This is a genomic window from Streptomyces sp. NPDC058464, assembly GCF_042721035.1.
Classification (GTDB): Bacteria; Actinomycetota; Actinomycetes; order Streptomycetales; family Streptomycetaceae; genus Streptomyces.
Map to the genome: position 1 here is coordinate 62195 of NZ_JBHXMA010000002.1, position 15020 is coordinate 77214.

The following is a 15020-nucleotide window of genomic DNA, read 5'->3' on the forward strand; positions in this document are numbered from 1 at the left end:
CCGTTATGCGGGATTGTGTTCATGTGTCTTCCGTGGGTTCGGTGACCGTTGTCCACAGGCTGGGGGCGAGTGGTGGCTGAAGTCGGGCAAGCCGGTCAGAATTTGGGCAGGGGCCTCGCCTGCGGGGGTGGCCCGTGCGACCGATGACCTACGACGAGCGATGACCGATGGCGGCAGAGCGGGAGGCAGCGGTGAGGACAGCGACACTGGGGCCGGAGCAGCGTGCGGAGTCCCTGGCGGCCATGGCCGAGCGCGAGTTGGACGTGCTGGTGGTGGGCGGTGGAGTGGTCGGCGCGGGCACCGCGCTGGACGCGGCCACCCGGGGCCTGAACACCGGCATCGTGGAGGCCCGCGACTGGGCGTCCGGCACCTCCAGCAGGTCCAGCAAGCTGATCCACGGCGGCCTGCGCTATCTGGAGATGCTCGACTTCGCCCTGGTCCGCGAGGCCCTCAAGGAACGCGGCCTGCTCCTGGAGCGCCTCGCCCCGCACCTGGTCAAGCCGGTGCCCTTCCTCTACCCGCTCCAGCACCAGGGCTGGGAGCGCCTGTACGCGGGCTCGGGCGTCGCGCTCTACGACGCGATGTCCGTGGCGAGCGGGCACGGCCGGGGCCTGCCCGTCCACCGCCACCTGAGCCGCCGCCACGCGCTGCGCATCGCGCCCGCCCTGCGCAAGGACGCCCTGGTCGGCGCCATCCAGTACTACGACGCCCAGATGGACGACGCCCGCTATACGGCGACCCTGGTGCGCACGGCGGTGTCCTACGGCGCGAAGGCGGCCAACCGCGCGCGCGTCACCGGGTTCCTGCGCGAGGGCGAGCGGGTCGTCGGGGCCCGGGTGCAGGACGTCGAGGGCGGCGGGGAGTACGAGATCCGCGCCCAGCAGGTCGTCAACGCGACCGGGGTGTGGACCGACGACACGCAGGCGATGGTCGGCGAGCGCGGCCAGTTCCACGTCCGTGCCTCCAAGGGCATCCACCTGGTCGTCCCCAGGGACCGCATCCACTCCACGACCGGCCTGATCCTGCGCACCGAGAAGTCGGTCCTGTTCGTCATCCCCTGGGGCCGGCACTGGATCGTCGGCACCACCGACACCGACTGGGACCTGGACAAGGCCCACCCGGCCGCCTCCAGCGCCGACATCGACTACCTCCTCAACCACGTCAACTCGGTGCTCGCGGTGCCGCTGTCGCGCGACGACGTCCAGGGCGTCTACGCCGGTCTGCGCCCGCTGCTGGCCGGCGAGTCCGATGCCACCAGCAAGCTCTCGCGCGAGCACACGGTCGCGCACCCGGTGCCCGGGCTCGTGGTCGTCGCGGGCGGCAAGTACACGACGTACCGGGTGATGGCCAAGGACGCCGTCGACGAGGCGGTGCACGGGCTCGACATGCGGGTCGCGGAGTGCGTCACCGAGGACATCCCGCTGCTCGGCGCGGAGGGCTACCGGGCGATGTGGAACGCGCGAGCCCGGATCGCCGCCCGCACCGGCATCCACGTGGTCCGCGTCGAGCACCTGCTCAACCGGTACGGCTCGATGGCGGACGAGGTCCTCGAACTCATCGCCGCCGACCCGGGCCTCGGCGAGCCGCTCTCGGCCGCCGACGACTACCTGCGCGCCGAGGTCGTGTACGCGGCCTCCCACGAGGGCGCCCGCCACCTCGACGACGTCCTCACCCGCCGCACCCGCATCTCCATCGAGACCTTCGACCGCGGCACCCGCAGCGCCCGCGAGGCCGCCGAGCTGATGGCACCGGTCCTCGGCTGGGACAAGGACCAGATCGAGCGGGAGGTCGAGCACTACGAGAAACGCGTGGAGGCGGAACGCGAGTCCCAACTCCAGCCGGACGACCTGACGGCGGACGCGGCGCGGCTGGGGGCGCCGGACATCGTGCCGCGGTAGACCCCGGCCGTCCTACCCGGTGCGAGGGCAGAACTCGGCGGCGAGCAGTGCGGGTTCGAGGTCCGGGTCCGCGACCGTCGTCGTGTTCACCCGGAACGTGAGGACGTGCCGTCCGTCGGCCGAGGCGGCGCTGCGCACATAGCTGCCCGCGATCCGGCCGTTGTGTCCCCACACCGTGGTCCCGCACGGCAGCTTCACAGGAAAGATCCCCAGGCCGTACGCGCCCTGTGCGGCACGGGTGTCGAGCATCTCGCGCAGCCGGCGCGGGGACAGCAGCTCGCCGTCCAGCAGCGCCCCGTAGAAGCGGTCCAGGTCGTCGAGCGTGGTCACCAGCGCTCCCGCCGCGCCGGCCACGCGCGGGTCGAGGTCGGTGACGTCGGAGCCGTCGGTGTCGTAGGCGCGGCCGTGCGGGGCGGGCAGCGTGGTGCGGGCGCCCGGGAAGGAGGTGCCCGTCAGGCGGAGGGGAGTGATGATGCGGCGCCGGACCTCGGTGGCGTACGAGTGGCCGGTGACCTGACGGACGACCATGCCGAGCACGACGTAGTCGGTGCTGGAGTAGGCGTAGTGGCCCGGCCGGGTCGAAGGGAGGGAGAGCGCGACGCGTACGGCCTGACGCGGGGTCAGGGGGACGGCACCCCGGGTGACCGTGGTGAAGTCGGCGAGCCCGGCGGTGTGGCTGAGCAGGGCCCGCAGGGTGATCCTGCGTCCGTCGACACCGCGTCCGCGCAGCAGCCCCGGCAGGTACCGCTCCACGGGGTCGGACAGGGAGAGCCGGTGTTCCGCGGCCAGTTGCAGGACGACGGTGGCGATGAAGGTCTTCGTGACGCTGCCGGCCCGGAAGTGGTCGGCACGGGCGATGCCCCGGCCTGCGGCCGCATAGCGGACGTCGTCGCCGTCGCGGTCCAGGAGGGCGGCGGCGGGAGCTCCGCCTTTGGTGACGAACTGTGACAGGAGTGGGTCCGTGGCCTCCGCCGAGGAGGCCGAACCGGCCGTCAGGGGGGCGAACAGCAGGGCAAGAGAGACCGGTATGGCCATCAGTGTCCGAAGCGACGGCATCCGGGTTCCTCCCTTCTCGGGGCCCATCATCCCGGCCCGTGTGACGCCCTCGTCACCGGGGGTTCCGGTCGGCCGGCCCCGATGCGCGGTCAGGGGGCCCCTGGGCGTTGGGCACTTGTCGGGTGAGGGACAATGAAGGCTCTGTCAGGGCGGGTTGTCATGAGGGGACGCATGTCGGAGGCGGAGCGGGCGGGGACTTCTCGTCAGGAGACTCGTCAGGGCAACAGCGAGCGTCTTCTCGCCGGGCGGTACCGGCTGGGAGGAGTGCTCGGCCGCGGCGGCATGGGCACGGTGTGGCGGGCCGAGGACGAGACCCTCGGCCGGACGGTGGCCGTCAAGGAGCTGCGGTTCCCGTCGAACATCGACGAGGAGGAGAAGCGGCGCCTGATCACGCGCACCCTGCGCGAGGCCAAGGCGATCGCCCGGATCCGCAACAACAGCGCGGTGACGGTCTTCGACGTGGTCGACGAGGACGACCGGCCCTGGATCGTGATGGAGCTGGTCGAGGGCAAGTCGCTGGCCGAGGTCATCCGGGAGGACGGCCTGCTGGACCCGAAGCGGGCGGCCGAGGTCGGCCTTGCGGTCCTGGACGTGCTGCGGTCGGCGCACCGCGAGGGCATCCTGCACCGGGACGTGAAGCCGTCCAACGTGCTGATCTCCGAAGGCGACGGCCGCGTCGTGCTCACCGACTTCGGCATCGCCCAGGTCGAGGGCGACCCGTCCATCACCTCCACCGGCATGCTCGTCGGCGCCCCCTCCTACATCTCCCCGGAGCGGGCCCGCGGCCACAAGCCCGGCCCGGCGGCCGACCTGTGGTCGCTGGGCGGCCTGCTGTACGCGGCGGTCGAGGGCGCACCGCCGTACGACAAGGGGTCGGCGATCGCCACGCTGACGGCGGTGATGACCGAGCAGCTGGAGGAGCCCAAGAACGCGGGACCGCTGAAGGACGTCATCTACGGGCTGCTCAACAAGGACCCGGCCAAGCGGCTGGACGACGCGGGTGCGCGGGCGATGCTCGACGCGGTCGTCAACGCTCCGGAGGAGGCGCCCGCGGACGCCACCCGGGTCGTACCGCTGCCCCCGCAGCCCGACGCGCCGCAGGACGAGAAGGGCGCCGGGGCCAAGCGGGGCGAGGAGGCCGGGGAGAAGCTGCGCGGGGCGCTGCGGTCGGTGCGGAAGGCCGCGGGTGCGGCGGGTGCCGCGGCCGCGACCCGGACCAAGAACGCCGGCGCGGGCACCGGCGCGGGCACTGGCACGGCCGCCGAGGCGGCCGCCGCTTCGGCCCCGGTCGTCACCGGTTCGCCCTCGGGACCGGTCGGAGGCGCGCGTCCGGCCGCCGCCGGCGGGTCCGGCGCCGCCACCGCCCCGGCGGGGGCCAAGCCCACGGCGGGCAAGGCCGGTTCGGGGTGGCCCGTGATGCCGCCGCCGGATCTGGACCTGGCGCCGCGGCCCGTGCCCAAGGCGCCGCTCACCGACGTGGTGCCGAAGCGCACCCTGGTGATCATCGCCGTGGTGGTGGTGCTCGCGGTGCTCGGTACCGTCCTCGCCATCGTGCTGAACGGCGGCGACGGGGACGACAGCAAGGGGAGCGGCAAGAGCGGCGGTTCCAAGGCGGTGGCGACCTCCGGGGCGAGCGCGAGCACCGGCTCCGGTTCCGGTTCGAGCTCCGGTTCCGGTTCCTCCACCAAGGAGGACACGAGCGACGGCACGCGGACGGACGGGGACGCGTCGGCGGCCGGGACCTCCGGGGACGACGGCTCGGACGCGTCCGGCGACGACTCGTCGTCGGCGTCGAACTCCAGTGGCAGTGACAGCGGCAGCAGCAGTGGCAGCGCGCCGGTGGTGTCCACGTACAAGGGTGGCCAGGGGTACTCGATCGGGCTGCCCAAGGGCTGGAAGTTCCAGACCGGCAGTTCCGCCGGGGACCGGTTCACCGGGCCCGACGGGCAGAAGCTGCTGATCGCCTGGACGACCACGCCCAAGGACGACCCGGTGGCCGACTGGGAGAACCAGGAGCGCTACATGGTGCGCTCCCAGTACCAGAAGATCCGCATAGCCGCGGTGAGCTACCGCGGCTGGAACACGGCCGACTGGGAGTTCACCTACGTGGACGGCGGCACCAAGTACCACACGATCGACCGGGGGTTCGTGGTCAGCTCCAAGCAGGGGTACGCGCTGATGTACACCGCGAAGGCCGACGACTGGAGCAGCCGGCTGCGCAAGGACACCTGGAAGACGCTGACGGCGTCCTTCGAGCCGAAGTGACAAATTCGCATCCCCACAATGCGAATTGCCTCCGGCACGTATCGTGAGTGGTTGCGGACCGTACACAGCCAGGTATGCATTCGGAACGGGCCGCGAAACGAACGGACTTGACCAACCGGGCGGCCGGGGGAGGCAACGTGGACGACTACGCGGGTCGGGTACTCGCCGACCGCTACCGCCTGCCGCTGCCCCCCTCCGACGAGTACGAACACACCGAGACGCGCGCCTTCGACACCTACAGCGGGCAGGAGGTGTTCGTCCGGCAGGTGCCGTTGCCGGAGGTCGTCGAGGCGGAGGTGCTCGACGCCGAGGGGTTGCCGGAGGGGTTCACGGCGCGTGACCGTGGCGCCCGCCGGCCGCCGACGGCACGGACCGCGACACGCCGGCCCAGCGACCCGGTGGTGCGGCGCGCCGTGGAGGCCGCGCAGGCCGCCGCCCGGATCCCCGACCATCCCCGGCTCGACCAGGTCTTCGACGTGTTCGCCGAGGGCGGTTCGCTGTGGATCGTCAGCGAGTCGGTCGCCGCGCGGCCGCTGGCGGCGGTCCTCGCCGAGCAGTCGCTGAGCCCCTACCGGGCGGCCGAGGTCGCCTCCGACGTGCTGATGGCGCTCCGGGTCCTGCACGCCCACGGCTGGGTGCACCGCAACATCACCGCCCGCACGGTCCTCGTCTGCGACGACGGCCGGGTGATGCTGACCGGCCTCGCGGTCGGGGCGGCGGAGGAGGCGCTGTGCGGGTACGACCCGGTGCCGGCGCAGGAGGGCGAAGGCGAAGGCGAGGGCGGCGCGGGTGGCGGGAGCGGCGCGGCGGCGCCCGTCGGCGGTCGGCGGGTCGGGGAGGCGGAAGGTTCCGCCACGCCCGGCGCCCTGCCCCGCAACCCGCCCGGCCCCCCGATCGGTTCGCCCGGTTCGGGCGTTTCGGGCGGTTCGGTCGGCCCGGGTGGCGTCGCCGTCGGGGGCATCGGGAGCATCGGTGGTGCGTCCGGTGGTACGGGCGGTGGTACAGGCGGCGCGCAGCGGGTGTCCGGCGCGCCGGACACCGATCCCGAGGCCGCTCGGCGCGCGGCGATCCAGGCACGGGTCGCCGGCGGGTTGCCGGGGGCCGGTCCGGACGAGGGGCCGGGGGGTTCCGGTTCGGCCGGTTCCGCTCCGGGCGGTCCCGGCACGGGTGCCGTGGAGCGGCGGGCGCCGGACACCGGCGTGGACATCCGGGCCGCCCGGGCCGGGGCGATCGCCGCGTACCGGGCGGGAGCCAGGGCCGCCGCCCGGGTCCAGGAGGCCCAGCAGAACGGGCGGGCCGCGCTGCCCGGAGCCCGGCCGCCGGCCGAGGGCGAGACCGCGGCGCCCGCACCGCAGCCGCCGTACGGCTCCGGGGGCCCGGGGCACGCCAACGGGGCGGCCCAGCAGCCGTATGCCAACGGCGCGGCCCAACCGCCGTACGCGAACGGGCAGGCGCAGGCCCCGGGCGGGGAGCAGCGGGCCGCCGGCGGGGTGCCGCCCGGCCAGATAGCCGACCCGTACGGGGTGCGCGGCGCGCCGTCGTCCTGGCACGGCGCCGCACCCCGCCCCGGCATGCCCCCGGCGGCGCCCCCCGGCCAGGAACGCAGTGCGTTCCCGGCCGTCGGACCCGGCGCGGGCCCGTCCCCGGCCGGTACCGGTGCGACCACCCCCCGGACCGGCGCCGAACTCCAGGGCGTGCAGGGGCAGCCGCAGGTCGTCGTGCCCGCGCAGGGCACCGGACCCGCAGCCCGCTGGGGCGAGCCCGCCGCCGTCGTACCCGGGCGGCGGGGGCCCGCCACCGCGCTGGCCGCCGAACGGGCGCGGCAGGTGCGGATGACCGTGGTGGGGCCGGTGACCGAGCGCTGGGCGCCGGAGCAGGCCGTACCCGTGCACGAGAACTGGCAGCTGGCCGCGCCCATCGGCCCGGCCACCGACCTGTGGGCGCTGGGCGCGCTCCTCTTCCGGGCGGTCCAGGGGCACGCGCCGTACCCGGAGGAGTCGACGGCCGAGCTGGTGCAGCTGGTGTGCTCGGAGCCGCCCGCCTTCGCGGAGGAGTGCGGGTCGCTCCGGCCGGTCGTGGAGTCGTTGCTGCGTCAGGACCCCATCGAGCGGCTGGACTTCGAGGAGCTGCGCGGCTGGCTGCGCTCGCTGGTGCGGTCCGCGCCCGAGCCGGACGCCGGTGCGCATGTCGTCGCCGCCCCGCCCGCCGATCCCAAACGGCTGCCGATCATCCGGCGTCGCGGTGAGCTGGTGCGCAGGCGCAGGGCCGGCCTCCCGGCCACGCACGGCCGGCACAAGCGGGCCCGGCAGGAGGCGAAGTCCCCGCGCAGACTGGGCCGTACGCTGCTCCTCCTGGTCCTGCTCCTGCTGGCCGCGGCGGTCGCGTACGCCATGCTCTTCCTCCCGAAGAAGGACGCCGCCGACAACGGCGGCGCGACCACCGGCGACCGGACGGGCACGGCCGGTGACGCGAGCCCCGCACCGAGCCGGAGCCAGGCGCCCACGCCGACACCGACGCCCAGTCCCACGTCGACGCCGTCCACCGAGACCCAGACCACCGCCGGTTCGACCGGCGGCTCCACCGTCGCCGACGGGTTCACCCTGCGCGACGACCCGAACGGCTTCCGGATCGCCGTCGCCAAGGGCTGGAGCCGCACCCCGAAGAACAGCAGCGGCCAGGTGATCTACTCGCACGGGAAGTTCGAGCTGATCGTCGTAGCCGGACGGGACGGCGCGGCGGCCTACGGCAGCGACCCGATGACGTACCAGCGGGACAAGGAACCGGAGCTGCAGCCGTACCGGGACTCCAGCTGGGCCACCGCGGGCGGGCTGCGGACCATCACGGTGGGCCAGCAGGTGTCGGCGGAGGGGCAGTTCACCTGGACGGACAGCCAGGAGGGCGACCTGTTCGTGCGCAACATGGTCTTCCTGATCAACGGGCGGTACCACATCGTGCAGGTGCGCGGCCCGGAGTCCGACCGGGACGAGGTCACCACGCTCTACGAGCAGGCGTCGTCGACGTACACATACACGGGCTGAGCGGCGGCCGACGCGTTCTGGGTCCGGTTGGTTCCCGTTCCGATGAGGGGATTTGGCTCACTTTCCGTAAGGAAAGCGAGAACCGTCACAGTGCTGTCTCCGTGGGACCCCACTGGTTCCCTGACCGCGGGGTGGTCCTTAGTCTGACCCTGACAAGAGCATTGCGGGGCAACGTGAATCAGATGCAGGGCCTGCTCATCGCGGGCCGCTACCGGCTGGCCGACGTCATCGGCAGCGGCGGCATGGGCCGGGTGTGGCGCGCCCATGACGAAGTGCTGCACCGGGCGGTCGCCATCAAGGAGTTGACGGCCGCGCTCTACGTCGCCGAGAGCGACCAGTCCGTCCTGCTGGCCCGCACCCGGGCCGAGGCGCGGGCCGCGGCGCGCATCAACCACTCCGCCGTCGTCACCGTCCATGACGTACTCGAACACGACGGCCGCCCGTGGATCGTCATGGAGCTGGTCGAGGGCCACTCGCTGGCCGACGCGGTCAAGGAGCGCGGGCGCATCGAGCCGCGGGAGGCCGCGCGGATCGGGCTGTGGGTGCTGCGCGCGCTGCGTGCCGCGCACAGCGCCGGGGTGCTGCACCGCGACGTCAAGCCGGGCAACGTGCTGCTCGGCCGGGACGGCCGGGTCCTCCTCACCGACTTCGGCATCGCGCAGATCGAGGGCGACACGACGATCACCCGTACCGGGGAAGTCGTCGGATCCGTCGACTACCTCGCGCCGGAGCGCGTGCGCGGGCACGATCCGGGGCCGTCCTCCGACCTGTGGGCACTGGGCGCGACGCTGTACACGGCGGTGGAGGGGCGCTCGCCGTTCCGCCGCACCTCGCCGCTGACCACCATGCAGGCGGTCGTCGAGGACGAGGCCGGCGAGCCGCTCTCCGCAGGCCCGCTGGAGCCCGTCATCACGGCCCTGCTGCGCAAGGAACCGGCGCAGCGGCCGGGCCCCGAAGAGGTCGAGCAGATGCTCGCGGAGGCCGCGGAGGGGCGGCGGCCGAGCACGGCACAGGCGTACGTACCGACGCAGTCGCAGATCACCGGCGGCGGCGGTGGTGGGACGCGGCTGGACTCCGGCGGCTCGTACGAGACCTTCCGGGAGGGGGCGGCGACCCCGTACGAGGGCTCGCACGGCAGCGCCCCCCACGGGGGCAGCTCCTACGGCAGCGGCTCTTACGGCGACGGCTCCTACAGCAGTGGCTCCTACGGGAGTTCGTACAGCGGTTCCGTCGGTGCCTCGCCCGGCGGTTCCTACGAGGGGCAGCGTCCCCCCGGCGATTCCCTGCGCGGGCCGACGGTCCTCGGCCCGTCGTCCGCACCCGTCTCCGTGCAGCCCGGACGGCGCCGGCTGCGCACGCTCGCGCTCGTCGTCGCGCTGGCGGCACTGCTCGGCGGCGGCACGGCCGTGGCCCTGCAGAAGTGGGACTTCGGGCAGAAGGACGACAGCGGCAACGTGGCCTCGCCGGCCACCTCCAGCCCGTCGTCCTCGGGCAGCGCCGGCACGGCGCCGGACGGCGCGGTCCCCACCGACTGGCGGACCGTGCACGACCCGTTCGGCTTCAGCCTCTCCCTGCCCAAGGGCTGGAAGCGCAAGGTCTACGACTCCGGCGGCGGCACCGGTGGCGAACAGACCGACAGTGACCTCAAGCAGGTCGACTACACGCCCGACGGCGGCAAGCACTTCGTGCGCATCGCCATCGACAGCTCACCCGACTTCGCCAACGCCAACGCCCACCAGCTGGATCTGGAACAGCAGTTGCAGCGGCTGGTCGACTACAAGCGCGTGACCCTGAAGCAGAACCTGTACCGGGACCGGGACGGGTCGCTGTGGGAGTACACCTGGACCGCGCTGGCGAAGGACGGCGCGAACGTGGCCGGGCCCCGGCGCGCGGTCGAGGAGACGTACTACTCACGGGCGGGCGCCGAGTACGCGATCTACGTGTCGTCGCCGGCGAAGGACTGGGCGACGGCCGAGAAGCAGTTCACGTGGGTGCTGCAGAGCTGGGTGGAGCCGGGCTCGTCCGGCTGACGCGGCTCGGCTGCCCGGCTTCGCGGCTCGGCTGCCCGGCTTCGCGGCTCGGAAAGCGGCCTGCCGGTCGGGTGTCTTGGCTTGTCACCGTCCGGAAGGTTCGGGTCCGGTGCGGCATCATGGGGCCATGGGGACCGACGGGGACGCCGTCCGTCTGATCGCGGGGCGTTATCGCCTGGGAACGCGGCTCGGGCGGGGCGGGATGGGTGTCGTATGGCGCGCGACCGACCAGTTACTGGGACGGCAGGTCGCCGTCAAGGAGCTCACGGTCGACGACTCCCGCTCGGACGACGACGCCCGGCTGCGCCGGGAGCGCACCCTGCGTGAGGCACAGGCCGTCGCCCAGCTGCACCACCCGCACATCATCGTCGTGCACGACGTGGTCGAGGACGGTGGACGGCCGTACATCGTCATGGAGTTGATCGACGGCGGTTCGCTCGCCGACCGGATCTCGCGGAGCGGGCCGGTGGACGTCGGCGAGGCCGCGCGGATCGGGATCGCCCTGCTGAGCGCGGTGCGGGCGGCGCACGGGGCGGGGGTGCTGCACCGGGACATCAAACCGGCCAACGTGCTCGTCGAGGCGGCCACCGGGCGTGTCGTGCTCACCGACTTCGGCATCGCCCAGGTCGCGGGCGCCACCACGCTCACCGAGACCGGCTCCTTCGTCGGCTCGCCCGAGTACACCGCGCCCGAGCGGATGAACGGCGCGCGGTCCGGCCCGGCGGCCGACCTGTGGTCGCTGGGCGCGCTGCTGTGCGCGGCGCTCAGCGGCGAGTCGCCGTTCCGGCGCGACTCGCTCGGCGGGATCCTGCACGCCGTGGTCTCCGACGAGATCAGGCCACCGTCCCAGGCCGAGCCGCTGCTGCCGGTCGTCCGGGGGCTGCTGGAGCGGGATCCCGAGCGGCGGCTGGGCGCGGCGGAGGCCGAGCTGATGCTGCGCGGGTTCCTGGAGACGGGGGTCGTGCCGGGCGCCGGTACGGCGCAGGACGCGGGCGCCGCGTCGTACACGCCGACCCAGCGGGACGTGCCGTGGCCGCCGGCTCCGGAACCGGCCGTACCGCCCCGTTCCACCTCCACCCGCGGGGTGCTGGTCGCCGCGCTGCTGGTCGCCGCGATGGCCGGGGCGGGGGTGTCGGCGGCCACGCTGCTGTTCCACGGCGGCGGGGGCGGCACCACCCCGGGCCCCGGGGGTACGACGGCCGTCTCCGCGTCCCACCCGGCGACCCCCTCGACCACCCTGTCCCCCTCGGCCACCCTGTCCTCCTCGGCCACGGCCACCACCCCGCCCCCCTCCTCGACCGCCCCGCCGCCCCCCACCGCCCACTCCAGCACCGCGCCCTCCGGCTACCGCCTCGCGCGGGACCCGGCCGGCTTCGCCCTCGCCGTACCGGAGGGCTTCACCCGCGACCCGCAGGGCGAGCGCGTCTTCTACATGTCGCCGGGGCAGACCTTCCGGCTCGGCATCAAGGTCTCCGAGCCGCCGACGGACGGACCGGGCGGGGCGATGCGGCGGGCGGCGGCCGAGGGGCCGAGCACGAACCCCGGGTACCACGACGGCCGGGTCACCGACACCACCCACTCCGGGCACCCCGCCGCGTTCTGGGAGTTCACCTGGAAGGGCTTCAGCGCGGCGGAGGGACCGCGGCACACCTACGACCTCTGCTGGGAGGAGAGCGGACAGATGTACGACGTGTGGGTGTCGGCGCCGGTCGGGAAGGTGCGGGAGGCGCGGGAGTACTTCGACGTCGCCGTCGACACGTTCACGGCGGGCTGAGGGCCCCGGAAGGAGGCCGGGCGACCGCGCCCCCGTGGATCAAATACGTTGCCAGGCAGGCGAGTCGAGGCCATCCTCCTCTTGATCCGGAGTTGATCCGGAGTTGACCCGTACTTGTGACGGACATGGGGGAGAGGCCTTGAGCAAGGCGAGACAGTACGTGTTCGGGCGGGCCGCGGTGCCGTGCGTCCTCGCGGCACTGGCGGTGGGCGCACCGGCTCCGGCGGCACTCGCGGCGGACGACGCCGACGTGCCGCAGGCGCCGGTCGTCTCGTCGGCCGAGTACCCGGACGACGGCGACTGGCACGACGGCGTGGGGCGCTACGGGACCTTCGTGATCGACTCGGCCTCGGACGACGTCGTGTCGTACCGCTACAACTGGCTCGGCACCGCGACGAAGACCCTCGTCCCGGCCGAACCCGGCGGCGCGGTCTCGCTGCGCTGGATGCCGGAGCGCGAGGGGGTCACCTATCTGCAGGTCCAGGCCCTGGACACGGCGGGGCACCTCAGCGCCCGCACCACCTACAACGTGGAGGTCCGGGCGGGGCGGCCGGCGGTCACCCACTGGGATCCGGAGCAGCCGTCGGGCGCGGTCGCCGGCACCGGCGTGACCCTCGACGCGTCCGGCCCGTCCGGGACGCCGTCGGCCTCCGCCGCCGCGCTCGACGGGACCGACGAGGGATATCTGAGCCTCGACTCGGCCGTGGACACGGGTGACACCTTCGCCCTGGACGCGTGGGTACGGCCCGACACGCTCACCGGCGGCTCCACCGCGGTCAGCCGTTCCTCCGGTCTCGCCCTCGCCGCGGTGACCGACCCCGCCACCGGCGCCCCGCTCTGGTCCTTCACCGTGCCCACCCGGGACGGCGGCACCGCCCGGGTCACCGGCGGCGCCCCCGAGCCGGGCGAGTGGGCCCACCTCGCCGGGGTGTACGACGCCGAACAGCACACCGCGCGGCTGTACGTGAACGGCACGTCGGTCGGCACGGCGGAGAACGTCGAGGCGGCCGGTGGCGCGGGGACCCTGCGGCTCGGCGCCGACGGGAACGGCGGGCACTGGCGCGGGCTGCTCACCGACGTGAACGTCTGGGACCGCGTCTTCGTGGCCAAGGAGGCCGGTGCGGCGGCCCAGCGGTCGGCCCGGCGCCTCGGCTACTGGGACCTGGAGACCGCCACGGACGGCAGCAGCCCCGCCTACGCGGGCGGTGAGCCGCTCACCCTCGCCGGGGACGCCGCCATCCACACCGACAGCGACGACTGCGCCTGGAACCCCGACTGCACCCCGGCCGCCTACCCCCTCTGGGGAACCGGCGACCTCCTCCTCGACGGGGACGGCGACTACGCGAGCACCCCGACCGCGGTCACCCCGACCGACGCCGGCTTCTCGGTCACCGCGCACGCCCGCGTCGACACGGCGACGGCCGACCACGACATGACCGTGCTGTCCCAGCCCGGCGTCCACACCAGCTTGTTCACCCTGCGCTATGTCGCCTCCTCGCAGACCTGGGAGGCCGTGGTGGCCCACGAGGACCGTGCCGACGCGCCGACCACGACGGTCAGCGCGCCCGCCGACTGGGCCGTGTCGAGCGACGAGTACCTCGCGGTGGTCTACGACGAGCAGGCCGACCAACTCCGGCTCTATGTGGGATCGAGCTACCCCGCCGCCACGGCGGGCGTCGCCGGCGAGAACACCTGGACGCCGACCGGCGCCCTCCAGGTCGGCCGCACCCTCACCCCGGACGGCGGGACCGACCACCTGGCCGGCGCGATCGACGAGGTGCACACCTACGCGGGCGTCCTGACCCCGACCCAGCTCGCCCAACTCTCCCTCGGGGGCGTCGACATCTGAGGTCCATGGGGCCCCTTCCACAGGGAGGGGCCCGCGGACCGCACTCCTCTGACCGCGCCGCTTCGACAAGGGCATGGTGCGCAAGGTACTCATGTGACATGAGTGAAGACGGCGAACAGCCGGTCGGGGAACGTCTGATCGGTGGGCGCTATCGGCTCGCCGGGCGCATCGGCTCCGGGCCGAGCGGCACCGTGTGGCGGGCCCGCGATGAGCAGGACGGGCGGTACGTCGCCGTCAAGGAGCCCCGCCTGACCGGCGAGCCGGACGGCGCGGAACGGGAGCGCGCCGCTCACCGGCTGCTGCACGAGGCCCGCGCCGCCGCCCGCGTCGACCACCCGGCCGCCGTCGCCATCCACGACGTGGTCGTCGAGGACGAACTCCCCTGGATCGTCATGGAGCTGGTGGCGGGGGAGCCGCTGCACTCGGCCCTCGCCGACCGAGGGCCGCTGCCCGCTCCCGAGGCCGCCCGCATCGGGCTCGCCGTCCTCGGCGCGCTGCACGCCGCGCACGGCGTCGGCATCGTCCACCGTGACCTCAAGCCCTCCAACGTCCTGCTCGGAGCCGACGGCGAGCGCGTCGTCGTCACCGACTTCGGCATCGGCGCGGGGCAGCAGGGGCGTGGCGACGGCGACTTCGTCGCCCCCGAGTGCGAGGAGGGGCGCGGCGCCGGGCCCGCCTCCGACCTGTGGTCCCTCGGCGCGCTGCTCCGCGCGGCCACCGACGGCGGCGAGGACGCCCCGGCCACCGACGGCGGCGAGGACGCCCCGGCCACCGACGGCGGCGAGGGCCCCCTCGGACCGCTCCTCGCACAGCTCCTCGCCCCCGAACCCGAGGCCCGGCCGACGGCCGCCGACGCTGCCGAGGTGCTCGCCGAGGCCGCCGGGGTGAGACTTCCGGCGTGGGTGGCCGAGCCCCCGGCGCCGGCCCCGGTCCGCCCCCAGGCGCCACCGGTCGCACCGGCCCCACCGGTTCCGGCGACCCCCGAACCCCGCCGCCTCACCCCGCTCGCCGCCCTCGGCCTGCTCCTCGCCAAAAAACCGGAACGCGGCTGACCGGCGCTGATCGTCCCCGTCCAACCCCCTGATCAGCACATTCTCTGCCAGTGATCAC

8 protein-coding genes are annotated in these 15020 nt (G+C 74.0%); 7 read left to right on the forward strand and 1 reads right to left on the reverse strand.

Translation table 11 applies throughout. The features are described from left to right. Window positions 1-191: 191 nt before the first annotated feature. The gene (locus ACFWPQ_RS03280; protein WP_384029425.1) at window positions 192-1898 is read left to right on the forward strand and encodes a glycerol-3-phosphate dehydrogenase/oxidase; all 1707 of its coding nucleotides are present in this window, start codon (window positions 192-194) and stop codon (window positions 1896-1898) included. A 12-nt stretch (window positions 1899-1910) separates the two neighbouring features. Here ACFWPQ_RS03280 and ACFWPQ_RS03285 read toward each other — a convergent pair whose 3' ends face one another. Further along, the gene (locus ACFWPQ_RS03285; protein WP_384029427.1) at window positions 1911-2954 is read right to left on the reverse strand and encodes a serine hydrolase domain-containing protein; all 1044 of its coding nucleotides are present in this window, start codon (window positions 2952-2954) and stop codon (window positions 1911-1913) included. A gap of 171 nt (window positions 2955-3125) precedes the next feature. Between ACFWPQ_RS03285 and ACFWPQ_RS03290 the strand changes: the two genes are divergently transcribed. The 6 genes from ACFWPQ_RS03290 (at window position 3126) to ACFWPQ_RS03315 (ending at window position 14962) form a co-directional block, all read left to right on the forward strand. After that, the gene (locus ACFWPQ_RS03290; protein WP_384030062.1) at window positions 3126-5219 is read left to right on the forward strand and encodes a serine/threonine-protein kinase; all 2094 of its coding nucleotides are present in this window, start codon (window positions 3126-3128) and stop codon (window positions 5217-5219) included. 137 nt (window positions 5220-5356) lie between these two features. Then, the gene (locus ACFWPQ_RS03295) at window positions 5357-8257 is read left to right on the forward strand and encodes a protein kinase (RefSeq protein ID WP_384029429.1); all 2901 of its coding nucleotides are present in this window, start codon (window positions 5357-5359) and stop codon (window positions 8255-8257) included. 182 nt (window positions 8258-8439) lie between these two features. After that, complete coding sequence (locus ACFWPQ_RS03300; RefSeq protein WP_384029431.1) at window positions 8440-10287, forward strand: serine/threonine-protein kinase; 1848 nt, start codon at window positions 8440-8442, stop codon at window positions 10285-10287. 127 nt (window positions 10288-10414) lie between these two features. Next, window positions 10415-12061, forward strand: coding sequence for a serine/threonine-protein kinase (locus ACFWPQ_RS03305; RefSeq protein WP_384029433.1), 1647 nt, complete (start codon window positions 10415-10417; stop codon window positions 12059-12061). A 139-nt stretch (window positions 12062-12200) separates the two neighbouring features. Beyond that, the gene (locus ACFWPQ_RS03310; protein ID WP_384029435.1) at window positions 12201-13910 is read left to right on the forward strand and encodes a LamG-like jellyroll fold domain-containing protein; all 1710 of its coding nucleotides are present in this window, start codon (window positions 12201-12203) and stop codon (window positions 13908-13910) included. 98 nt (window positions 13911-14008) lie between these two features. Beyond that, window positions 14009-14962, forward strand: coding sequence for a serine/threonine-protein kinase (locus ACFWPQ_RS03315; protein WP_384029437.1), 954 nt, complete (start codon window positions 14009-14011; stop codon window positions 14960-14962). Window positions 14963-15020: the final 58 nt, after the last annotated feature.